Annotated in this window: 20 protein-coding genes; 10 read left to right on the top strand and 10 right to left on the bottom strand. The window is 42.0% G+C overall.

The window, feature by feature from the left end; translation table 11 throughout:
- Positions 1-59 precede the first annotated feature (59 nt).
- On the top strand, positions 60-1,154 hold the full coding sequence (gene trpD, locus IQ274_RS24620; RefSeq protein WP_194143732.1) for an anthranilate phosphoribosyltransferase: 1,095 nt from the start codon (positions 60-62) through the stop codon (positions 1,152-1,154).
- Here the strand turns inward: trpD and IQ274_RS24625 are convergent.
- A complete protein-coding gene (locus IQ274_RS24625; RefSeq protein ID WP_194143733.1) occupies positions 1,084-2,124 on the bottom strand; it encodes a retropepsin-like aspartic protease family protein in 1,041 nt (346 codons plus the stop codon). The genes trpD and IQ274_RS24625 overlap by 71 nt on opposite strands.
- A gap of 231 nt (positions 2,125-2,355) precedes the next feature.
- On the opposite strand from IQ274_RS24625, the gene carA reads away from it, so the two are divergent.
- The 5 genes from carA (at position 2,356) to IQ274_RS24650 (ending at position 6,662) form a co-directional block, all read left to right on the top strand.
- Positions 2,356-3,522, top strand: coding sequence for a glutamine-hydrolyzing carbamoyl-phosphate synthase small subunit (carA, locus tag IQ274_RS24630; protein ID WP_012407939.1), 1,167 nt, complete (start codon positions 2,356-2,358; stop codon positions 3,520-3,522).
- Between the two features lie 135 nt (positions 3,523-3,657).
- Positions 3,658-4,023, top strand: a complete 366-nt coding sequence (locus IQ274_RS24635) for an STAS domain-containing protein (RefSeq protein ID WP_083782327.1) — start codon at positions 3,658-3,660, stop codon at positions 4,021-4,023.
- Positions 4,024-4,606: 583 nt separating this feature from the next.
- Positions 4,607-5,086, top strand: coding sequence for a Mini-ribonuclease 3 (locus IQ274_RS24640; RefSeq protein WP_179075199.1), 480 nt, complete (start codon positions 4,607-4,609; stop codon positions 5,084-5,086).
- 95 nt (positions 5,087-5,181) lie between these two features.
- A complete protein-coding gene (gene rlmB / locus IQ274_RS24645; RefSeq protein ID WP_163927606.1) occupies positions 5,182-6,273 on the top strand; it encodes a 23S rRNA (guanosine(2251)-2'-O)-methyltransferase RlmB in 1,092 nt (363 codons plus the stop codon).
- Between the two features lie 86 nt (positions 6,274-6,359).
- Positions 6,360-6,662, top strand: coding sequence for a DUF1816 domain-containing protein (locus IQ274_RS24650; RefSeq protein WP_114083179.1), 303 nt, complete (start codon positions 6,360-6,362; stop codon positions 6,660-6,662).
- 119 nt (positions 6,663-6,781) lie between these two features.
- On the opposite strand, the gene IQ274_RS24655 is transcribed toward IQ274_RS24650, so the two are convergent.
- A complete protein-coding gene (locus IQ274_RS24655; protein ID WP_194143734.1) occupies positions 6,782-7,630 on the bottom strand; it encodes an alpha/beta fold hydrolase in 849 nt (282 codons plus the stop codon).
- Positions 7,631-7,791: 161 nt separating this feature from the next.
- Positions 7,792-8,676 (bottom strand): tRNA pseudouridine(55) synthase TruB, encoded by an 885-nt coding sequence (gene truB, locus IQ274_RS24660; RefSeq protein ID WP_194143735.1) that lies wholly within the window; start codon positions 8,674-8,676, stop codon positions 7,792-7,794.
- A 269-nt stretch (positions 8,677-8,945) separates the two neighbouring features.
- Between truB and IQ274_RS24665 the strand changes: the two genes are divergently transcribed.
- A complete protein-coding gene (locus tag IQ274_RS24665; protein WP_194143736.1) occupies positions 8,946-9,446 on the top strand; it encodes a hypothetical protein in 501 nt (166 codons plus the stop codon).
- A 70-nt stretch (positions 9,447-9,516) separates the two neighbouring features.
- Here IQ274_RS24665 and IQ274_RS24670 read toward each other — a convergent pair whose 3' ends face one another.
- The 4 genes from IQ274_RS24670 to IQ274_RS24685 form a co-directional block, all read right to left on the bottom strand.
- On the bottom strand, positions 9,517-11,235 hold the full coding sequence (locus tag IQ274_RS24670; protein WP_163927602.1) for an ATP-binding protein: 1,719 nt from the start codon (positions 11,233-11,235) through the stop codon (positions 9,517-9,519).
- A gap of 276 nt (positions 11,236-11,511) precedes the next feature.
- Positions 11,512-11,985, bottom strand: a complete 474-nt coding sequence (locus IQ274_RS24675) for a response regulator (RefSeq protein ID WP_163927601.1) — start codon at positions 11,983-11,985, stop codon at positions 11,512-11,514.
- A gap of 52 nt (positions 11,986-12,037) precedes the next feature.
- Positions 12,038-14,329 (bottom strand): ATP-binding protein, encoded by a 2,292-nt coding sequence (locus IQ274_RS24680; RefSeq protein WP_194143737.1) that lies wholly within the window; start codon positions 14,327-14,329, stop codon positions 12,038-12,040.
- Positions 14,330-14,602: 273 nt separating this feature from the next.
- Positions 14,603-14,911 (bottom strand): TRADD-N-associated membrane domain-containing protein, encoded by a 309-nt coding sequence (locus tag IQ274_RS24685; RefSeq protein ID WP_194143738.1) that lies wholly within the window; start codon positions 14,909-14,911, stop codon positions 14,603-14,605.
- 174 nt (positions 14,912-15,085) lie between these two features.
- On the opposite strand from IQ274_RS24685, the gene IQ274_RS24690 reads away from it, so the two are divergent.
- Both IQ274_RS24690 and IQ274_RS24695 read left to right on the top strand, forming a co-directional pair.
- Complete coding sequence (locus IQ274_RS24690) at positions 15,086-15,415, top strand: helix-turn-helix transcriptional regulator (RefSeq protein ID WP_228058341.1); 330 nt, start codon at positions 15,086-15,088, stop codon at positions 15,413-15,415.
- Positions 15,412-16,182, top strand: a complete 771-nt coding sequence (locus tag IQ274_RS24695; protein ID WP_228058342.1) for a pentapeptide repeat-containing protein — start codon at positions 15,412-15,414, stop codon at positions 16,180-16,182. The genes IQ274_RS24690 and IQ274_RS24695 overlap by 4 nt, the downstream gene beginning before the upstream one ends.
- Positions 16,183-16,417: 235 nt before the next feature.
- Here IQ274_RS24695 and IQ274_RS24700 read toward each other — a convergent pair whose 3' ends face one another.
- Complete coding sequence (locus IQ274_RS24700) at positions 16,418-18,121, bottom strand: alpha/beta hydrolase (RefSeq protein WP_194143739.1); 1,704 nt, start codon at positions 18,119-18,121, stop codon at positions 16,418-16,420.
- Between the two features lie 430 nt (positions 18,122-18,551).
- Complete coding sequence (locus IQ274_RS24705) at positions 18,552-19,475, bottom strand: DMT family transporter (RefSeq protein WP_163927599.1); 924 nt, start codon at positions 19,473-19,475, stop codon at positions 18,552-18,554.
- 284 nt (positions 19,476-19,759) lie between these two features.
- Between IQ274_RS24705 and IQ274_RS24710 the strand changes: the two genes are divergently transcribed.
- The gene (locus tag IQ274_RS24710) at positions 19,760-21,856 is read left to right on the top strand and encodes a cytochrome-c peroxidase (protein WP_194143740.1); all 2,097 of its coding nucleotides are present in this window, start codon (positions 19,760-19,762) and stop codon (positions 21,854-21,856) included.
- Between the two features lie 255 nt (positions 21,857-22,111).
- On the opposite strand, the gene eis is transcribed toward IQ274_RS24710, so the two are convergent.
- Positions 22,112-23,290 (bottom strand): GNAT family N-acetyltransferase, encoded by a 1,179-nt coding sequence (gene eis / locus IQ274_RS24715; RefSeq protein WP_194143741.1) that lies wholly within the window; start codon positions 23,288-23,290, stop codon positions 22,112-22,114.
- Positions 23,291-23,593: the final 303 nt, after the last annotated feature.

Below are 23,593 nucleotides of genomic sequence, written 5' to 3' on the forward strand. Positions count from 1 at the left end.
GTAGTATAGCTCCCATACCCTTCAACCTAGCTACACCTACCAAACTACAAACCTTAGCTATGACAACTTTTCCAATCTCTGCTCAAGAATCGTCTGTTAGCTGGTATATGTTACTGCAACAATTAATAGATGGCCAATCCTTATCTCGTACTCAAGCTGCTGAATTGATGCAAGGTTGGCTCAGTGAAGCGGTTCCCCCAGAGTTATCAGGGGCTATTTTAACAGCGCTGAACTTTAGAGGCATTTCTGCCGATGAGTTAACCGGCATGGCTGAAGTATTACAATCTCAATCAAAACTAGGGACTGGGCAAGAATCTACCCAATCCCTAATCCCTAATCCCCAATCCCCAATCTCCCTAATAGATACCTGTGGAACTGGTGGAGATGGTTCATCAACCTTTAATATTTCTACAGCCGTTGCATTTGTAGCCGCAGCATCTGGTGTACCAGTCGCTAAACACGGCAATCGTTCAGCTTCAAGTCTTACGGGGAGCGCAGATGTTTTAGAAGCCTTGGGTGTAAACTTAGGTGCATCCAGTGACAAGGTGCAAGCCGCACTACAAGAGGTGGGGATCACTTTCTTGTTTGCACCTGGTTGGCATCCAGCACTTAAAGCAGTTGCCCAATTGCGGCGGACTCTCAGGGTACGAACGGTGTTTAATTTGCTGGGGCCATTAGTAAATCCTTTACGTCCCACTGGGCAAGTGGTGGGGTTATTTACTCCTAAGCTTTTGGCAACAGTTGCTCAAGCATTAAACAATTTGGGTAAGGAAAAGGCGATTGTTTTGCACGGGCGAGAAAAACTTGATGAGGCTGGGTTAGGAGATGAAACTGACTTAGCGGTTTTATCAGATGGAGAAGTGCAGGTAACTACCATTAATCCCCTAGATTTGGATCTAACACCTGCCCCCATAGGTATGCTTCGGGGTGGCGATGTCCAAGAAAATGCAGTAATTCTCAAGGCGGTACTCCAAGGTAAGGGGACTCAGGCACAACAAGATGCTGTTGCCTTAAATGCATCGTTGGCGCTGCAAGTAGCAGGTACGATCGCACTCCTCGACCACGCCCAAGGGATTAAAATCGCTAAGGATATCCTACAAAGCGGGGCAGCTTGGACGAAGTTGGAGCAGTTAGTTGAGTTTCTGGGGAATTGATTTGCGATCGCGATTGCGGGCGAAATTCTACGACATTACGTTTGATGGTGACATCATAGTTGCCAAAAAAGTCATGGCCTAAAAGTCCAGTTTCTAGTTCCGCACCTGCGATCGCTACTGGTACTTTATTCACTATTACCCCACCAAGTGCCATCGAATTAACATAGCCCACAGGGAATTCTACAGCCCTAGAACTTGCGGTATTTGCCTTAGCTCTCCCTACTGTCACGATTCCCAAAGCATTGGCCATCTGTTGGGTGATGACAGTGCCACTGGCTCCCGTATCCACAATCATCTCAAATTGTCGGTGTCCATTGAAAGTGACTTCGACAATCGGCGTTCCACCAATCCGCCTTTTAATCGGGGCTGTAAATACCTGCTGATCTGGAATTACTACTGCTGATGAGGGCAAAGCTGGCTCTGTTGGTAATGGCTTTATTTCTTGTGGAGGCGAGGTATACTTTGGTGTAATTGTTGTTTGGGGAACCACAACCACTATCCTCTTCGGTTCGGCAAGACGCACAGGCCGAGGAGTAGCTTGTTGTTGGGCATATTTAATTTGGCGGCGATATTCAGTGATTTTGGTTTGAGCGATCGCAAATTCTGGGCTTTGTCGCCGGACTCTTTGCATCAGCGCGATCGCATCCTGGTACTGATTCGCCACCAAAATCCAATCACCTGGAGATTGAGCAGAACGGCTGATACTCCAAGCGCCAACCGCTTTATCTAGACCCTGTTCAAAAAGGCTTGGTTCGCTTTCAGACGGCTCTAGCGGCTGTACTTCTGGGGTAACTGCTGGTGTTGGTGATTCAACGGCAGGTTCTACTGATGCCAAATCCCCAATTGGCGCGAGTTGCTCATTGCCACCAGTCACAGTGTTCCGTTTGTCTTCACTACAGGCAACACACAAAACCGCAAGAGCGCTTGATACTAAAATTAGGGTTGCACGGGATAAAAAAGACTGAAGCATAATTAATTTTAACCGCCCAAGCTTTGTCAAATCCACTCCCGCCACTTTAAATTCCCAATTTAATTTTAATTAACTATCCAAAAAACTCCTAATTGCTCAACTCATGGGATAATTAACAATCGCAGTATTGAAGAATGGGAAATGGGGAATAGCCAATGGGGAAGAGTTTAGTACCAGCCCAATCCCCAATTCCCAATTCCCAATTCCCAATTCCCAATTCCCCAATTTACTATGCCCCTGACTGACGCAATACCTGCTTTACTTGTCTTGGCAGATGGAACTACTTATCGCGGTTGGTCTTTCGGTGCGACGGGAACCGCGATCGGAGAAGTGGTGTTTAACACTGGCATGACCGGCTATCAAGAAGTTCTGACTGACCCTAGTTACTGCGGTCAGATTGTCATTTTTACCTATCCTGAATTAGGCAATACTGGTATTAATCTTGAAGATGAGGAATCAGATGGCCCCCAGGTGCGGGGTGCGATCGCCCGGAATATTTGTCAACGACCAAGTAACTGGCGATCGACACAATCCTTACCAGACTACCTGAAACAAAATCAAGTACCAGGGATCTACGGCATCGATACCCGCGCCCTCACCCGCAAAATTCGGATGTTTGGAGCCATGAACGGTGGCATTTCCACAACCATTCTCGATGAGGCGGAATTGCTAGAACAGGTACAGGCGGCTCCCAACATGGCGGGATTGAATCTGGTTCGCGAAGTCACCACATCAACGGCTTATGAATGGTCAGATCCCACAATTCCAGCTTGGGAATTCAACTGTGAAGCTGCGGAAAATCTTGGAGAAGCCTTTACCGTTGTTGCCCTTGACTTTGGCGTAAAACGCAACATTTTGCGTCGCTTAGTAAGTTACGGTTGTCGGGTAATTGTTGTGCCTGCTGATACGCCACCAGAAGAAATCCTCAATTACAATCCAGATGGTGTGTTTCTTTCTAATGGGCCGGGCGACCCGGCTGCCGTCACTGGAGGGATTGCAACTGCCAAAGCGCTTTTGTTAAGTCAAAAACCCATTTTTGGTATTTGCATGGGGCATCAAATTTTAGGTCATGCATTAGGGGCAGAAACCTATAAACTAAAATTTGGTCATCGTGGTTTAAATCAGCCTGCGGGTTTACAACAACGGGTAGAAATTACCAGCCAAAACCATAGTTTTGCTATTGACCCAGATTCTTTACCTACGGCAGTTGTGGAAATTAGCCATCTGAACTTAAACGATCGCACCATTGCCGGGGTACGTCACAAATCTCTACCTGTATTCTCTGTACAGTATCACCCAGAAGCCAGTCCTGGCCCACACGATGCCGATTACTTGTTTGAGCAATTTGTTCAAGCCATGCAAGCAGCACGTCAAGCCGCAACAGCCGAGGTTAAGTAAAAATGGGGAATGGGTACTAGCTAGGGACTAAGAAAAAGTTTTTCAATGCCCAATACCCAATGCCCCAAAAGATTGTAGACAACTTGCTCAAAAACCATCTATACTTGAGCGTTCACTTTAACTCATGAGGAGGGAATTATTGCTGAGCCACTGAATCTAACCGTTAGCCTGAGGGGTACTCGTGAAGTCCGGGATAACTGCCAGCTATTCCGCCTCACAGGTTTGTTAGATGCCTTTTCTGAACCCACATTTCGCAAAGTGCTTGGTAGCAAGATTGAAGAGGGCCCTAAGCACATTATTTTGGATCTCTCACAAATCGACTTTATTGATAGCTCTGGCTTGGGCGCTCTGGTGCAGCTAGCCAAGCAGGCTCAAACTGCTGAAGGCACTTTGCAAATTGTCACGAATGCCCGCGTAACTCAAACAGTCAAGCTTGTTCGTCTAGAGAAGTTTCTCTCCCTGCAAAAATCAGTTGAAGAAGCTCTAGAAAACGTCAAGTAGTCTTGGTTGCTTGAACCGAGAGACTAATTCAGCTATCCAGATTCAACATCGGGTAGCTTAATTTTTAAAACTTCTGGCAGAAAACCTCTCTCCTTGTGGGAGAGGCAATAAGCCAGTTGCGCTATTATTATATTTAAAGTAGAGCAATCAAAAAAATATATATACCAAGTGATTGCTGTGTAATCGCTTACTAGAACATTCGGATAAATAACCAAGTCTGAAAAAGTTGTAAAAAACACAAATTTAGCAGATTTGTCTATAGATAAACTTGACTTGATACTGTATAGTTAAAAATTGTCACTTACTAAGTAAGCATAGCAATGCTATCTAGTAACGGGGTTCTATTTGATGTTCAGATTTTACCCTATCTTAGACACAGGCTACAAGAAGTAGGCAAAATTTGGTTTACAAGGCGTTGACATCAGGGTGATTTTAAATGCCAACTCTCAATCAAAAAGATGAAATTAAAAAGTAACTTTGATAGTATTGATTATGCTAAGTATACTATCATGGCATACTTCAGAAAAATCAGTCTTTGCGAAGAATGCCTGCCAAATCTAGCCCGTCAAGGAATGATTTATTTGTGAAGTCACAGGAGGAAGAGCTATTAGATGGACAAGATCAAACTCCCAAGCAGAGTTTATCTTGGACTGAAGCACTCTTGGCAACCACAGGGCCATTCCAACAGATTTCCCTCTCACAAGTGCAACAAATTTCTCCTACTGCTTTAGCATATTTGGGGGATGCAATTTATGAGTTGTATGTTAGAATGTTCTATCTGCTGCCATTGCAGCGGTCAGGAATTTACCATAGTCTGGTAGTGGAGCAGGTAAGGGCAGAAACACAAGCGCTACATTTGCGATCGCTAACTCCTCATCTGAGGGACACCGAATTAGAAATTGTCCGACGGGGTAGAAACGCCGCGACAGGCCGCCCTAAGCGACTTAATCCCGAAATTTATCAACAGGCAACTAGTCTAGAAACCCTAATAGGCTATTTATATCTCACCGATTACCAGCGTCTAACCGAACTGTTGCAAATGCTTCATGTAGAAAAAGGGTGAAAACTCAATTTCACAACAATAGGTACAGCAGTAGATTAGGTTCCAGAAATTACGGTAATCGGTATGTTCAACCATAAGCTATATCCATAAATCAAATGCAGAATAAACCGAGGAAAATCATTAACACTAACACTTCTACTGGCGAATCCAATCGTAGTAAACCTATAAAAATTAAGGGTAAGCGTGTTGTTAGTAATCCCACTCGCAATCCCCGAAAAATAGATAACAACCCTATCTCTGTTGCTAATCCCACTCGTAATCCTCGGAAAATAGATAGTAACCCCATTTCTGTTGCTCCCGTTCGCAATCCCCGGAAAATAGATGACAGCAACCCTATTTCTGGCAACTCCCGACAACGAAATAGCAACTTCTCTCAGCCGCCTGTATCTACACAACCAATAGAAGAAGATAACGATCTCATCTACGGTCGTCATCCAGTATTGAGCGCATTGCAAAAACAGCGCAATCTTAACCGCATCTGGATTACTACCCGTCTGCGCTACGATCCCAGCTTCCACCATTTTCTGCTGCAAGCTAAGGAAAATGGCACCGTTATTGATGAGGTTGAACCCAAACGCTTAGACTACCTCACCAATGGCGCTAATCATCAAGGTGTGGCAGCACAAACTGCTCCCTACGGCTATATTGAATTAGCCGATCTCATTGAACAGTCTAAATCTGTAACCGATCCCGTTATTGTTGTAGCTGACGGAATTACTGATCCCCACAACTTAGGAGCAATTATTCGCACCGCCGAAGCAATAGGCGCTCAAGGATTGGTAATTCCCCAAAGAAGAGCATCTGGGATCACTTCCACTGTCATGAAGGTAGCAGCAGGCGCTTTAGAAAACTTTGCTGTATCTAGAGTTGTTAACCTTAGCCGCGCCTTAGAAGAATTAAAAGAAGCTGGCTTTTGGATTTATGGCACTGCTGCAAGTGGAAGCGAACCCGTGCATACTGTCAATTTTAAAGGCCCAATCGTTTTGGTAATCGGTTCAGAAGGCGAAGGTCTGGGTATGTTGACTCAACGTTCCTGTGATTTCTTGGTATCGATTCCTCTGCAAGGTAAGACTCCCAGCCTGAATGCTTCTGTAGCAGCAGGGATGGCGCTTTATGAAATTTATCGTCAGCGATCACTAAATACGCTGTACTTAGATAAGGTACAAAAAATTTCTTTGAAAAAATAACAGTAACAGAGTATAAAGAAATGTAAAAGATAATAAAGCACCATATCGTTTAACACCCTGTAGACGTTTATAAATCGGCGAAAAACATGAAAACCCTTTGGCATAACCTCAAGGAAGTGTTGATTAACACATTCGACTCCATCGGCCTGGCTTGGTGGGTAGAGATTGTGACGCAAAATCCCCGGTGTACTTACTACTTTGGGCCATTTCTGACTTCTTCTGATGCAAAATTTTCAAGCATTGGATATATAGAAGATTTAGAAGTCGAAGGAGCTACGGGAATTACTGTGCGTGTCAAACGTTGCAAACCTAATACCTTAACAATTGCTGAAGACTTGGGGGAAAGATTTGACCGCAAAGTACAGCCTGCCTTTGGCGGTCAGATTTAAGTTAGGCGAAAATCAAGATAATTCGTAATTCGTAATTCGTAATGGGTTTCTCTACGAGACCTAACGTAATTTCGAGTTCTAATTGCGAATTATGTGGTTCAGAGTTAAAAACTCTGGGACTATTGAATATCAATTACCTGCGGATGTTCTTCCAGCCAATGATCAATGTCATTCAGCACCTGCTGGGGAACTTCCCACGGGAAAAGATGGGCGGTGTTTGGATAGCACTGCCACTGAGAATTTTGGAGGTGTTGAGCAGTTTGTAAACTGGAATCAGATGTAATGTGGCGGTCTTGATCGCCAGCAAGTACCAAACTAGGACATTGTATTTGTGGCAGTTCTGGAATCCGATTGTATCCTGACTGAATGGCACTATAGAGGGCGCGAGTAGCAGCAGGAGAGGTTTGCAGATAAGCTGGTACTGCTTCTTTGGCGATATAGTTATAAGTTGTGGATGTATGTTGTTGAACTAAGTAGCGGAAAAGCGATCGCTTGCCAAAAGTTTCAATATTCCATCGCCAACTCGGTTTTATATAGTTTAATAGGGCAGCAATGCCAGTATATAAATTATCTTGCCAAGTGATGGTCGGATGACTACCACGGGGTTTTGCGGCTGTCGCCACCAAAATCAGCCCAGTAATACGCTCTGGTAAACGCAATGCCAGTTCCATTGCTAGAATGCCCCCAAGTGACCATCCCAATACTAGGCATTTTTCAATATTTAAGCGATCCAGCAGCGCTTCTAAGTCAGTTAAATGGTCATTCATATCAAAATTGCCATTCCAGCGACTTTTGCCATATCCGCGTAAATCAGGGGCAATAGTTTGATAGCGTTTTGATAAATGATTGGTGAAGACAGAAAGACTACGACCAGTACCTGGATGACCATGTAAGCCCAAAATAGGGAATCCTTGACCTTGGATGTAAACATTGAGACGTGCAGCAGTGGTAGGATGGCGATCACTCATTGCTTGCCATTCTCCTGTCTAGCGAACACAGCGATCGCTTCAGTCCTTTGTACTGTCAGCTGTATAATCACCTCAATCTGGCCTAACCTTTCTTGCATAGTAGTTCGTTATATTATTCTTCTTGACAAATGACAAATGACCAATGACCAATAACTAAGATATTAAGAAATTGGTTCAAAAACCATTTGAGGGATCAACACTTCATCTTGTAATTGCCCAATACCTAAAAAGCGAGTCTCTTCATCATAAACTCGCACTATTGTAGGAACATCAAAAGTTAGAGAAATTCGCTGACCTTGACACCACTTTTGAGCAGATGTTGCTGGTAAAGTAACAGATGACAGATGTTGTAAGGCTGCATCTGGGAAAACGGGTTGAAATGTTCCGGCTTGTAATTGTGCTTCTAAATCAGTCAATGTGAGACTATCGGTTAAATTGAAACCACTACTTTCAGTACGGATTAAAGCCGCAAGAGTGCCACCAGTTTCTAAGTTTGCACCTAAGTCACGAGCGATCGCTCTAATATATGTACCAGAACCGCAAGCGATCGCCACATCCAATTCTGGGAAATCTCCTTCTCTCCAGTCCAAAATATCTATCCGAAAAACTTCTACTGTTCGCACTGGAACTTCTACCGTTTTCCCTTGGCGTGCTAAATCGTAGAGACGTTTACCATCCACTTGGATTGCACTGTAAATAGGTGGTATTTGCTCAATCTTGCCTTCAAATTGTGCTAATGCACTTTTCACTTCTGCCAAACTCAATCCAGTACAAGGTTGAGAAGTGATGATTTCACCTTGCAAATCATCGGTTGTGGTACGCACACCCAGGCGAATAGTGGCTTTGTAAGCTTTGTTTTCTGGCAGATATTGCAATAATCTTGTGGCTTTACCAAGGGCAATTGGTAAAACCCCTGTGGCGGCTGGATCTAAGGTTCCCGCATGTCCGACACGTTTGAGGCGCAACAATTTTCGCACCCGCGCTACACAGTCGTGGGAAGTCCAGCCAAATGGCTTGTTTAAGTTGAGAAAACCTTGAAATAACACAAAATCAATACTTACAGCTTCTAAACTCTATTAAATACTTATTTAATGCTCAAAGCATTAATATTTGGTAATTAAAGCTTAATCAAGCATTAATTTATACACATTCACTACTTTTAAGACATCCTGTAAGCACTTTACCGAATAATACACACAAAATGCAGATAACGCCGAGTATGTACAGTAAATACCACATTGTCACTTATAAGTGACAACACATAAAATACTTTTACCAAAATAATCATCCATAGGGTTTTATAAACATAAATTAAATGAAAAAAGCAATTTTCACTACTATTACGTTAATTCTTTGTCCTATGTTGATTGCAAGTTGCAGTGATGGCAATAGTACTTCTCAACAAAATAAAGTTAATCAAGCAAATACTGCAACAACTACTCTAGCTAATTCTGCAAATAAAGAAAAGCTAAACAACATCGAAGTTGGTAAAAAAATTAGTAATCCAACATCAAATGAAAAAACACATATTAAAAATAACAAACCTAATGAAATTCCTCACAATAACCCGATATTGGGTACTATCAAAGATATGCAAAATGGAGACTTAAAATGCTATGTTACTGTTTTAGATGAGAATGGTAAGTTATATGAAGGTATCGGGGCAACATTTGAGGTTTGCGAACCAGAGAAATACGTCAACAAAAAAGTAAAGATGTCTTATGGGCTAGAGAATGTCAGTGATTGCCAAAGTTCTGAGCCTTGCGGTAAAACAATCAAAGAATGGCTGATTACCAACATAGAAATTCATAAGTAAGAATCACAATATTTGTTTTTAAAATTGTAAGTAATGCAGATAAGCTATAAGTGCTATATATTTCTACAAATCAAGTTGATGATGGGGAAAGTTGATCGATTGGGAATACCTTTGGTAAGCTGACTGTAACTTTAGTTCCTTGCCCCACTTCACTAAATAAGGTGATATGGCCACCATGTAATTCTACACAGCCTTTAGCGATCGCCAATCCTAAACCCGTACCAGGAATTGTATCAACGTTACTTCCGCGACAGAAGGATTGAAACAAATTTTCTTGATCTTTAATCGGGATACCAATTCCTCTATCTTGGATGTAAAAGATCACCTCTGATTCTTTACCGATCAGGTGAAACTCTACAGTCCCTCCATCTGGAGAGTACTTAATTGCATTAGACATTAAGTTAATAAAAATTTGCTGCAACAGTCCGCGATCGCCCCAAAAGCCTTGAGTATGGCCAGTAATTTGAAAAATTAATTCGTGGCGATCGCCTGTTGTTTCTCGCTCTTGTTCTATAAGATCGGAAAAGAATTGCAGTAAATCAAGCAGAATTGGCTTAAACTTAGGTTTTTCTAGTTCAAATTGGTTAACCAGAAGCATATTATCCACGAGTTTGGACATATACCTTGCTTTCTGTTCAATAATTCCTAGAAATCTTTGTTGTTTAGACTCATCCAGTTGTTGGTTATGTTTTGCCAAAGTTGATGCAGCCGCCAGAATTGAAGTTAGTGGCGTTCGATATTCATGAGAAACCGTTGCAATAATTTGGGATTTAAATACATTGAGTTGCTTTTCTTTGGCAAGGGCTGCTTGAGTTTGGGCTAGCAATTCAGCTTGTTGGATAGCGATCGCTAATTGTACCGAAACCTCATTGAGCATTTGGGCATCATCAGTTTGCCAATGCCGTTCTCCAGAATTTTGGTGAGCAATCAACAAACCCCAAAGCTTGGGAGTTGGGTTCCCATTGTTGCTCAAATTAATGGGAACTACTAGATTTGCATTAGTATTAAATTGCTCTTTCAGGCTGACACAATTACACAACCCAAGCTCATAAATATAAGGGATTGGGGATTGGGGATTAGTCAGGGGAGCAGGAGGAAGGGTGCAGAGGAGAGGAATTTTACCCTTTCTCCCTGCTTCCTGCTCCCCTGCTTCTTCCCCAGCCGCGACGCGATCGCACAATGCGACAGTGCGGAATGACTCAACTGATGAGGCAACTATTTTACCGTCAGTATCTGGGGTGAACTGATACACCATCACGCGATCGCACTTTAGAAGTTGCTGTACTTCTGCTACAGCTGTATTCAAAATTTGCTCTAGGTTAAGAGACTGGCGAATTCGTAAAGCAGTTGTAGCAATTAAACGCTGCCTTTCCTGAGTTTTGCTGAGTTGGGCTTGCAAGCATGATTGCTTAATAGCGTTTCGGACTGCTAGTTGCAGTATGTCCTGTGTCAGATTATGCTTAACCAAATAATCCAGCGCACCCCGTTTCATGACTTGCACAGCCACCTCTTCATCGCCCCGTCCTGTCAACATAATCACAGGGACAGAAGTCTTAAATATCTCCTGCTGCATCTGATCGAAGAGTTCTATCCCACTCATATCAGGTAGGCAAAAATCCAGCAGAATGGCATCGCATCGGATTTTTTGGCACAAAGCAAGTCCTTCTTCTGCACAGTCAGCCTCAAATATCTGGTAGGACTGGTGCGGATCTTTCAACAGATATCGGCGATAGATTTTCCGATCTGCTGCACAATCATCAATGATGAGTAGCGTCCTTATGTCCAACATATACAGGTATGAGGATCGGGAATGTAGATCCCTTTTATCCAGATTGGTTTTTATTGCATAATTCTAAAAATAATATAAAATAAGTATAAATAAAATCTAAATTCTTTAGTAATCCTAAAGAAACATCAAATACTCAAAAACAGAAAAATGGGGAAAAGGAATCTAGCAGAGACAAACAGACACAGTGACTCAAAGAAGAAAATGTCTCTGTGCCCTCTGAACCGTCTCCTTTATTATCCTTTTTTCCCTACTGCCTCATCAACAGGCAATAAAAAATTAATCCAAGACTGGCGGCATATTGGCTTCAAGCCAGTAATCCACAAATGCCTGGATCGTCTTTTTTAGTTCCTGAGCATCCATCGGCTTTACCAGATATCCATTTGCGCCCTTTTGGTAGCACAACTCAATATCCTTGGGATTTGATGATGTGGTAAAAACAACGATGGGGATTTCCTTGAAACTCTTGTCTTGCTTGAGCCGATCTAAAATGTCACGGCCATCAATACCTGGCAAATTCAGATCGAGCAAGATCACAGAGGGTCGTAATGCTACTTTAGAGTTGGGTAAGTTTTCGCCTTTGCTATGGGCATCGCTCCCCTGTTGATACAGGAACTCTAAAACCTCATCCCCATTAGTACAACGATGTATGGGGTTCTGAACGGACATGAGCCGCATCAGACGTTGTAGCATCCGAAAATCTTCATTGCTGTCCTCAACAACAAGCAGAGGTTCATGAAGTTTTTTTGTCATTCGTGGTCTTAAAAGAGCTTAACAAAAATACATATTTGGTTATTATCTTAAACTATTCCAGCGTGAAATAGAAAATAGAGCCAACACCTACGGTAGATTCAACCCAAATTTGACCGTTATGAAGCTCAACAATCTTCTTAACAATAGCTAATCCTGCACCTGCTCCTCCACCGTACTTTTCCTGAGAGTGCAGCCGCTTGAATAATCTAAAGATCGTTTCTAAGTGATGCTGTGGGATGCCAATACCGTTATCTCGGATATAAAAGATTGGGGATTGGGGATTGGGGATTGGGTATTCTCCTTGTCCCCAGTCCCTAGTCCCCAGCCCCTCATCTAAGTAACCGATCTCAACCCATTGCTCTGCTTTATCGTTGTATTTGAAGGCATTACTCAGGAGGTTACTGAAGACTTCATTAACTAGAACTCGATCGCACTGAATTGTTGGTAAAGGCCGGGGAATGCGAATATCCACAAGCGCAGAGTCTTGGCGGCTAGCATGAAAGACATTAATTACTTGGTTGAGCAATTCGTTGAGATCGGTTGCTTGCTCTCGGAGATGTGCTTGTCCTAACTGCGATAGTCGCAGCAAAGCATTAATCAGAGTTTCCATGCGTACAGATAAGGACACTACTGTTTGCAAGCACTCAATTCCATCATCATCTAATACTTGGGCATAGTCTTCTAGCAGCACCGTTGAGAAGTTATAAATGCCCCGCAAAGGTTCTTTGAGATCGTGAGAAGCAGCGTAGGCAAAGGATGCTAATTCTTGGTTGCTGCGTTCTAACTCCAGGTTGATTTTTGCTAATTCATCCGCTTTCGAGAGGACAATACCAACGATCGCATTACTCAGAGCGATCGCACTTTCAAGTTCACACCCTTTCCAAGGTAAAGAAGTTAATCTAACCGTTTCTTGCCATTGTTCAAAGGATTTTCGAGGAGACAGGGTATAGCTACCATCTCCCTCGGCTTTAATCGATTCTTGTGGATTTCCTGCCCAGTTTACTGTTTGGATAACTTCAGGGCGAAACCAAAGAATATAATAACGCCGGACTTTAGAAATTCGCAGCAGCAGCAAACCACTGGCAGTATCTTTAAATATGAGCGCTTCTGGATAAACCTTCGGCAGAGAATCGGTAGAAAAGAGATTGTCACTAACTTGAGTATCTGCCCATTCAATTAACGCCTGCACCTGATCAATATTTGGTGTGGTTCCCACAAGATTAATTTCATTATCCAGACAAACCGCCGCTCCAGAGGCACTGACAAAATCCAGCAAGCGGATTTCCGGTTTGATTAAGGCATCGATAAAGTTGTCTGCTTGGGAAATGGACTCAAGGAACTCAGACTGTAGCGATTTGAGCTTTACCTTATAGTCCCATTCCGAAGAACTAATTTTGTGCGCTAACTCTGAAGATACGATTTGTCCCAAAAATTCGCACATCTTGCGTACTTCATAAGAAATATGCTTTGTCGTTTGATGATGGCAAGATATTAATCCCCAAAGTTTCTGCTCTTGAATCAGTGAAATCACCAAAAGACCCTTCACTCCCATATTTTGATGATATTCAGCACAACACCAATCAAAACTCCGTAGCACAGAGTAGCTTAAATCAAGATGCTGATGTGTTGTCGGATTTTGCCTTGGAACTAGCTGGACAGGTTCGGCTGTCAAATCGGGAAGAAATCGGAGAAAGCAGCGCGTGTATAACTCTCTAGCCTGCGCTGGAATATCCGTAGCGGGATAATGAAGTCCTAAATAAGGTGATAAATCTTCCCGTTTTACTTCTGCAACAACAGAACCCGCTTCCGACTCATCAAATTGATAAACCATTACCCGATCAAAACCGATGATTTTTTGGACTTCTTCAGCTACTAAGTGCAAAAATTCTATCAGGTTTGATGTGCTTTGCATTTTTGCGATCGCTTCACCTGCCAAAGCATGAAAGCCTAAAAAACTCACCTCAGATTTTGAGTCAGTCGGTTCTAACTCCAGAATCACAGCCTCTTCTGTACGATGAGCGATCGCATCAAAATCTTGTTCTCCATACGAAGTATTTATTAAAACTTTAAAAGCATTCGTGCTACCAATTTTTTTTACCAAGCACTGCTTTACAGCTTCTACTTGTTGAGCTTCTAATAAATAGCTCAATGGTTTACCAAGCAAATCTTTTGGCTCTTTACCCAAATAAGCTTGGGTATTGTTGCTAACTTGCAGTATCTCTAACTGAGTACTTAGTGCTAGTAGTACACCATGAGGTTGAATAGAGCCAGGTATATGGATAGGTTTGCGATCGTGGTTAGTCAGAGCAGTCGCTTGGGTAGTAGTATTTTTAGGCTGGCTCATAAATCAACTTATGTAAAGCTGAATTTTACAATAGCGCAATTAAATGTCACATTTCTTTAAAGTATATGCCGATAAGGATGAATGCGATCGCATATCAATTGTATTGGTTACGGTTTTTACAGTAACCGAGGCATGGATAAGATTAGGAGGTGAAAAGGGAGATAAGGGAAGTAATAATTCAAAGTAAGAAACTTCAGTATAAAATTTCTTACTTTGCTGGTCATAGCAGAGTGACATGAAGCTAAAGGTGGTTAAGCAGTCATCTTTTTTGTCCTACTTACATCCCGATTTAGGCTTCGCTTGAGGCGTGAAGTTAGTTGTAAGTTTTGTCAGGCGCTCGATTTTTCTATTAGCATCCCTGGACAGAGGAATATAGAGTCCAGTAGAAATTAGCCCTGTTACGGCTGTCACATTAGCTTGTGTGGTTTTGCCTGAAAGAATGAGAAAACCTGCTAATAAAGTCATGCCAATAGCAGAGGCAATCGCCACACAAGATAAGATGTAGCTCAATCGAGTCTGATACAGATGTTCTTGATAGGTTTTCCGTTTCATTTCTTCGTAAGAATTAGTTTGGTGTGCCATGAGCTTGAATTCGTGGTGGTGTATCTCTAAAGATAGTTGGCTAAAAATATCACCCTAAAAATTATTAGGGTGATATTTTCACTTTACACTAAAATTTTCAACGCAACAAACAATGCCTAATTTTTTTTAGGCAAAAGTGCTAAGGTAGGAATTGTAAGGACAATAGGCAAGTATATGGAACGCATGAAGGCAGTCTCACGGATAGCGACACTCCGTGAGAAGGAAAAGCTAACTCAGCGCCAATTAGCTGATCTATTAGAGGTTACTGAGAATACAGTCGCCAATTGGGAAACGGGCAGGAGTAGCGTCGAATGGATTGATAGAGTAGTCAAATTGTGCAAAATCTTTGCTTGCTCGCCAGAGGATCTGATTGAATATGTCGTAAACACTGAACCAGCAGAAACATCTTTGGCATACCTACGCGCACGTTTAAATTCTGGTAAAGCAGGCGCACTAAACCAGCAAAATAGTGATGAATCTTCAGGGGTGAGGGCGCACCAATGATGCAACTAGTGGTTGATGCTGACTTGTTATTTGAGTATCTAATGTACCGACAGGAAGCTGAGAACTTAGTGGATATTATTGAAAAGCAACAGATTCAATTTATTATCACAGATATTGGGTTGAATAAAATTGGCTTATTAGCAAAGAATATGCCTTGCCCCGATGTTGCTGAAGAATTTGTATCTGCCATACAAGCAAAAATTTCAGTCTGTCCGATCTCTGATTTAATGGAGCAAGCAAATTCACTCAATCTTAAAGATCCTGAATCTGCGTTTGAGGTTGCCTGTGCAATCTTTATGGGGGTTAGCGCAATCATCACACGCAACCCCCAAAACTTTGATGGGGCTGATTTACTAATTCGGCCAGTGGAAGATTTAGAAAAGCTTTTAGAACTAGAAAAAAAACTAGAAAAACCCTATTTACCTCGTTTAGCAGTATTTCAACCTCTAACCCAAGAAGTTGCTAATCTCAGTGCTGGTAAACTGCGTGAAGCTGAACTATATGGTACTGATCTACATGGTGTTGACGTGCATGGTATGGATCTGAGTGGTGTTAACCTGAGTGGTGCTAATTTATATGGTGCTGACTTAAGTGGTGCTGACTTAAGTGGTGCTAACTTGCGTGATGCTGACTTGAGTGGTGCTGACTTGAGTGGTGCTAACTTGAGTGATGCTGACTTGAGTGGTGCTGACTTGCGTGGTGCTAACTTGAGTGGTGCTGACTTGAGTGGTGCTAATCTAAACATGACCCACAGAAGTTACGCCTAAACCTCCTAAAGCCAATCAGATCAAATCACTAGACTGGAAAGTTAGAAAAGTTTTGTTTGTAGAGAGAGTTCAAGAGGAGCTAATTGAAGAAGTGCAAGCAAGAATTGAACCTCTGATTTTATAAAGATGCAAATCAACTCTACAGACGTAATTAATTACGTCTGTATAAATCAAATAAAAATCATTACATGCAGCAATGCAACACCAATATCCAACATCCAAAATCCGAAGCTGACTATAGTGTTGGGAACTTTTTTTTTACGGTTTTGGCTCCTTGTATATCCAGCAATTGAGCTAATTCGGTTGTATTCAATGACTTGACAAGACTTAAACCAAGAGACTTACTAGAAATGCTTTGAGTGTAGGCGGCGTTCAGGTAAGGTGTGTATTGTGGCTTTCCTGCAACGTAGGTTTGGAAGAAAGGTAAACTCAAAACATTCATGTAACGACGCGCTTGAGAAGCATCACCAATCATATCAGTAGGTAATGCTACTTGTTGATTTGCAGGATTACCATTACCAATAGTGGAAAAGTGAGTACCACCTTCAAGCATGACAAGATACTTTTGTGAATTCGCAAACCAGGAGAAAGGTAAAATTTGCTCAGATAAAGCAGGTGCAACAGTATCATCACTACTGCTGACAATCATCACTGGAGTTTTGATTTGACTTAAGCCAGCTTTGCCAAAAATAGAACTAGTAATAGGATTAACTGCGATCGCAGCTTTGACTCTCTCATCCCGCAGGTTATAATCCTTGCCGGACTTGCTGATGCTCAATTCTAAAGCGCGACACTGGAGCAGTAAAGACATATTCCAGGTTTTTTGCAGTGCTGCTGGTTGACAGTCTTGTTTTAGCTGCTCAAAGTTGATTTTTGCGCCTGCCAGGGCCAAGGCTGTGTAGCCTCCCAAAGATTGACCAAATACTCCGACTTGTTGCAGATTTAAGCGACCTTTAAACCTTGAATCAGATTGATTACCTTTTTCCAATTGATTCAATATATATGTGACGTCCATTGGTCGGTCTTGAAATTCACCTGGTTCTGCTACTTCAATGGCGTGTCCCTTTAGCAGAGAACGTAATTGTTTAGCATCGCTACCAGGATGATTAGGAACGACAACGGCAAATCCATAAGAAGATAGGTGCGTAGCTAAATATTGAAAGTTGCTGCTATCTAAACCCAAGCCGTGAGAAATCACAATTACGGGTGCAGTCTTTTGAACATTGGGAATGTAAACATCAGTTAATAAAAGCCGATTGCGCTTTGAGTCAAAAAACTTTAGGGTGTATTTTTGCGACTTAAACTTGCCAGGAACCTTCAAATCAGGCAATTGCGAGAGATTTGGTTGTGGAGTGGTAGCAGCTTCTATTTTAGACTCTTGGGAAACTGCTGCGATCGCACTATGGGTTTGGTTAACAAGTTTCTCTAATTCCGTAGCTATTTCTAAAGTCTCTGCAACATCAAGACGAATGCTGCTGCTAGGATATTTACGCAAAACATTCAAAAGTGTCAAGCCTCCCGATTCAGCAGAGGCTGAAATTAATGCCGAACGCAAATGACCAAATCCTGGTTGACTGGTTTTAATGACTTGCGCCAATCGATGCAGCAAAAATTCTCCTTGCGGTGTGTAGAGAAGTTGCGAAAGTACTACCGGACTAACTTTCACACGATTAAGTAAAATCCGTCGCAATTCTGGAAGCTGTTGTAGAGGAAGATATTGCTGATACGCTGCCAAATCTTCGTTAATTACACCTGTTTTGGCATAGTTTTCTAAAGTGTTGACTGAAATGGAAAGCTCTAAGGCTGAATAAGATGCATAAATCCGCTCTGCTGCCAAGACAGAATTACTAATTCCAAACGTTGGCAGCAGTGTTGAAAGAACCAGCAATAGGGAACTTTTTCTGAGGCTGCTGGCCCAATTACCAAACAAACTATTCATCGCTCAACTGTTTCGGTGGTCTGGTTTTATCAGGTGTTGGCTTTGGTAGTTATTCGGACACCCTGCTTGGTTTACTTTAAGTTTTTAGCCTCAATTTTATCAAAACAGAATTTAGGAGTCAGCCGTTATAATTCAGTATGAATTTTGTATGACTTGCGAATGTAGAAAGCTTTATCTGACTCCTGAATTCTGATTTATGAATTCTTCTTCAAGAATTTTTTTCTTGGCTAGAAAGTCAAAAATCAGATCCTACAGTGTCACACAGATGGGTAAAGTATCCATCTTATAATGGGTGACTCCCGTAGTTCGCCTTCACTATCAAATCATAACAAATAAAAAATACTCTGCCTCAGTATTTATGTTGTAGCTTTGAATGTTGCACGGATTCTATAGATAAATAAAACAGTAAAAATCCTGAAAATCCTTACTACTAATCAGCTTTCCCTAATGCGATCGCTACTGAACCTGTAACTACTAAACCTGCTCCCAATATTGCTACTAAACTGAAGTGTTCTGATGGTATCCAATCAGGTGCAATAACTGATACAACTGCAACTGATATTAATGTCACAATGGGAGCTAAAGCTATTACGGCACTTACTCGTGATGCTTCCCAATGTTCTAATGATTCGGAAAAAGCACCGTAAGCGATTAAAGTATTAAAAGCACAAAAAAGCAACATTCCTAAATGGAAAGGATCGAGTATCAAAAGTGATTTTACTTTGGCTAGAGGAGTGAATAATAAAGCACATCCTCCATAAATAATCAGCATGATGCTGGCGGAAGATAAAGATTGTAATAACTGCTTTTGTGCTAAAGCATAAATAGCCCATGACGTTGAGCCTAGGGCTATAAAAACACTACCTAGTAGATATGTTCCATGTGCTGTAATTAGATTTGTTAGTTGTTCACGAAAGAATAAAACATAACCGCAAATCATGACACTGACACCAATCCATTGATACAGCCGATAACGTTCTTTAAAAATCACTAACCCTCCGAAACCTAATAAAAGGGTAGATAATTGAATCAGAACTTCAGCGTTAGCAGGTGATGTTAGTGATAAACCCTGGGTAAAAAAGAAGTAATTAATCCCTAAGAATAGTGTAGCGATCGCTAATAATTTCCAAGAAGCAGAACGCAGTTGTTCTAACTTTGGTAACTTGCCACGTATTCCTAAATACACGGCGAGTAGTAAAAATGATACCGAAAATCGAAACCAAACAACGGTATAGACATCAAGTACTTGCAGAATTACTGCCAGAGCAATAGGTAGAATTCCCCACAATAAAACCGTTAATAGCGATAATACTAGCCCTAAGCGCCAGCGACCAGAACTTTGATGTAGTGACATTCAAGTATCCTACTCAAAGTAGGGCTGATGATAAGTTAAAACATATCTAATTTGCATATCTAAATTTTACAATCTTTTATTGACAATCTATATTAATAGCTTAGTGAAAAAATTAAATGTAGAACGGCTTATCGACCCTACTCAATTTATTTTTAGTGCTAAATCGTGGCGTTTCTTGTTTATAGAAAATTTGTAAATTGCGTAGTTACTTTACATGAATATTAAAATTCAGGGTTCCACGTAAACGTATAATTTGTTTCAGTTTTATCTTAGTACGAAGCATTATGGGGTTTATACCCATCTTAAGCTTAGTAATTTCTATTACAAGCTTATCCATTTACTTACTACTTACCTCAAAAAGTCGATTTTTGCTCAAATCTATGGTGACAAAAATAAAGCGCCAAGAGTGGAGATTCAAATATGGCAAGCTTAACTACCTGAGATCAAGATTTTTAAAGACTATAACAATTGCTGTCATTATTATGGCAGCAATAATAGCTGGAAATACTGTCTCAGCCCAGGTTACGCCATCGCCTCTAGCTTCGCTCAAAAGCATATCGGTTCCGGAGCCGGACAATCTTGGAGACTTCGTAAAAGACAAAGTAGCCGCCATAAAGTTAGGAAAAACTCTTTTTTGGGATATGCAGGTTGGGAGCGACGGCATAACCGCCTGTGCTAGTTGTCACTTTCATGCTGGGGCCGACAATAGATCCAAAAATCAGATTGCTCCTGGACTTTTACGGATTAACCCTGATGGTACGGAAAATCCAGATGCGGTTTTTAATGTTGGTGGTTTACCAAACTACCAACTCAAACCAGAAGATTTTCCTTTCCACAGTAACGATGTCAGTTCTTCTCAGGGCATCTTCAATAGTAAGTTTGTTGATGTCACGCCTGGTAATGCACAAGACCAAGTAACAAACGAGCCAGATCCAGTGTTTAACGTGGGAGGCGTTAATGTGCGCCGCGTCGAGCCGCGTAATACTCCAACCGTGATTAATTCAGCATTCAACTTCCGTAACTTTTGGGACGGAAGGGCAGAAAATATCTTTAATGGGGTGAATCCCTTTGGTTTAAGAGATCCTAATGCTGCGATCGCCAAAGCAGCAAACCCAAATAAACTAGAATTTGTCAAAGTCAGTCTGAAGAATGCATCTTTGGCATCCCAAGCGGTTGGCCCGCCACTCAGTTCCTTTGAGTCGTCTGCTGATGGTCGAACTTTTCAAGAGATTGGTGATAAGTTCGGGCGAATTGACAAAAGATCCCTCAGCGCTGGTAAAGGTAAAAAACTTCCCCGAAAACTTGCGAAAAAGTTATTACCTCTCAGACCGCTAGGTAAGCAGGTAGTGCATCCACAAGACAGCGTTTTAGGTGCAGATAGTAGATCGCCCAAACCCGGACTCAAAGATAAAACTTATGGGCAGCTGATTCAAGATGCTTTCAAGCCGGAGTGGTGGAAGTCTAATCAACTCATCCAAGTTGATGATGAAGGTAGAAGGACTTTTGTCAAAAAGCCCGATCGCTCCTTGGAGACTAATGAGTACACATTAATGGAGTACAACTTCTCACTATTCTTTGGGCTGGCAGTTCAGTTGTACGAGTCTACACTCATTGCCAATGATACGCCCTTCGATCAGTTCTTAGAAGGAAAAACTAATGCCCTAACTTCTGAGCAGAAACTAGGTAAACAACTGTTTGAGGGCAAAGCTTTCTGTATTGCTTGTCACGTAGGCTCGGAATTGACAGCTGCTTCAACAAGCAATGTCGCTAAAGAAGGACGAATCAAACGTGCGCCCTTCCCGCCAAATTCCCCTGAAGACACTGGCTTCTTCAATATCGGTGTCACACCTACTACAGAAGATCCTAGTTTGGGTGGTAAGGACGCTTTCGGTAATCCGCTTTCAGAAGCACGATTGGCTCAGTTAGGGAAATTTCAGCTTCTCCTTGGCGAAAACCCTCCCACCTTAAATCCACCGTTGAATCCTAATGAATTTGTGTTTGCAGCCGGAGCCTTCAAAGCACCTGGACTTCGCAATGTGGAACTCACTGCTCCCTACTTCCACAATGGAGGTCACGCAACCTTAGAGCAAGTGATTGATTTTTACAACCGAGGTGGTGATTTAGGGCTTCTTCCCCCACTGCGTCTCTCACCGGAAGAAAAACAGCAATTGGTCGCCTTTTTAAAAGGTCTGACTGATGAGCGAGTTCGGTATGAGAAAGCGCCTTTTGACCATCCGCAACTGTTCGTTCCCAATGGACATCCATCAGGTAGCTCTACAACCGTTGTCAATGACGGTACTGGCAAAGCTACAGATAGTCTATTAGAAATTCCTGCTGTTGGTAAGAATGGTGGTAGTGGTACACCAAATTTCTTGAGCTAACTAGCCATTTTCCATTACCTTAATCAAAGAAAAATCACAAACTTTTATTTTTAATAGGTTTTGATCTATCTAGGTTTAGGTTGGATTAAGGAACAAAACTCAACAGCAAAAACTACTTTTAACAAGGGGTTTAAGACAAGGAGCTTAAGCCCCTTGTCTGTTTAAGTAAGTCAGGTAAAGGAGATGAGGAAGATGAGGAGATGAATTAATAACCAATGCCCAATGCCCAATGCCCCATTCCCAATTCCCAATTCTTTAAAAGAAATCAGCCATCCAAGGCGAAGCACCTGCAAATATTTGCGTAGCTGCTAAAATAGCCGTTTCTGTACCATTCAGTTTTCCTGCTATTTGCAAATGGTAGGGGGTAAACAAGCTTGTATACAATGGTGCTAATTCTCGGATATCTAGCTGCAACTCACCTTTTCCACCTTTTGTGACTTCGCCACGTCCGTTGGCAACAGAAAGAATGAATTTACCATTATTTCCAGTCAGCAAATTATCTTGAATTTCTAAGTGTAGTTCAGTTTGGATTCCCGTTGGATAACCACGCAATTCCAATGCCTTAACTATATCTACTAGCCGCAGCATCCAACGACTCGTATTCTTAATCTTGGCAGTTTGCTCTGGTAGCAGCAATGTCAGAGAATCAATTGCAGAACTTTTCCATCGAACTTGGTGAATTTGAGAGCGATGACTTGCTAGAAAAGACCAGAAAGTTTGTGCAGCAGCAACTGTATTTAGTACCCAATCTTTTACGAAGAGGATTTCACCATCATTTGTTCGCTCTTGAGTAAAGATAATGTAACCTTGCGGTTGGTCTTTAGTACCAATCAAATAGGTATAGAGTATTTCCTTCTCATTTGGTTGGATTATTTGCTCCCAGATTGCTGGATGTCGGTCTAAATATCCATGCGTTTGTCTTGCCTGCTGCTGATATAGCTCATGAAAGACTTCATGATTGATATTTTCTACTAGTTGTAAAGGTAGGGGTTGCTCGCGCACTTGGATACTCTGGGTAGCAATTTCCCAAATACACCAGCTACCCCCCTGCTCATAACCTACTTTCCGGTACAAGCTTTGAACGGCTGGATAAAGAGCGGAGATTGCTATACCTCTATCGTAAAGTTCTTTAAGGGTGTTTTGCATAAGAGCGATCGCAACTCCTGAACCGCGATACTCTGGAGCAATGCCCACTGCGGCAATTCCTGTCATTGGTACACGTTGACCACCCCACCACTGACCCATATTAAGAGTTGCTAATCCACCTGCTAATTGTTCCAATCTCCGAATAATGCGGAAATTTTCTATACCAATCTTCTTAATATAAGCTTCCTCGCCATTAAGGGCGCTGATGAAACACTGCTCAAGGATATGTTTCAGCTGCTTGATATCCTGTGGATCGGCGAGAGTGCTGTATTCAAATTGAGCCATCATCTCTTATACCACTAGTTTTACAAAACCAGAGCTATACTACAACGAATGTTTTTTAAGTGCTTCATCAACTTAGTACGCAATGGTGGAATTGAAGGAGGCAGGAGGCAGAAGGCAGAAGGAGTAAATCAGTAGTGGATTCGACCCCTACTAATTTAGAGCCACTGAGCTCTCGTACCCTGCGGGAAGCTAACGCAACAGTAGGGGTCTTAAACCCTTGCTCCCTATGGTCGCGGCAGGAAACAGATAGCGTAGCGTTAGCGAGTCCGCGAGCGTCGGGCAGTTTTCCTCCTGCCTTCCTCGATA

Origin of the sequence: Nostoc sp. LEGE 12447, assembly GCF_015206985.1 — a bacterium.
Classification (GTDB): Bacteria; Cyanobacteriota; Cyanobacteriia; order Cyanobacteriales; family Nostocaceae; genus Nostoc.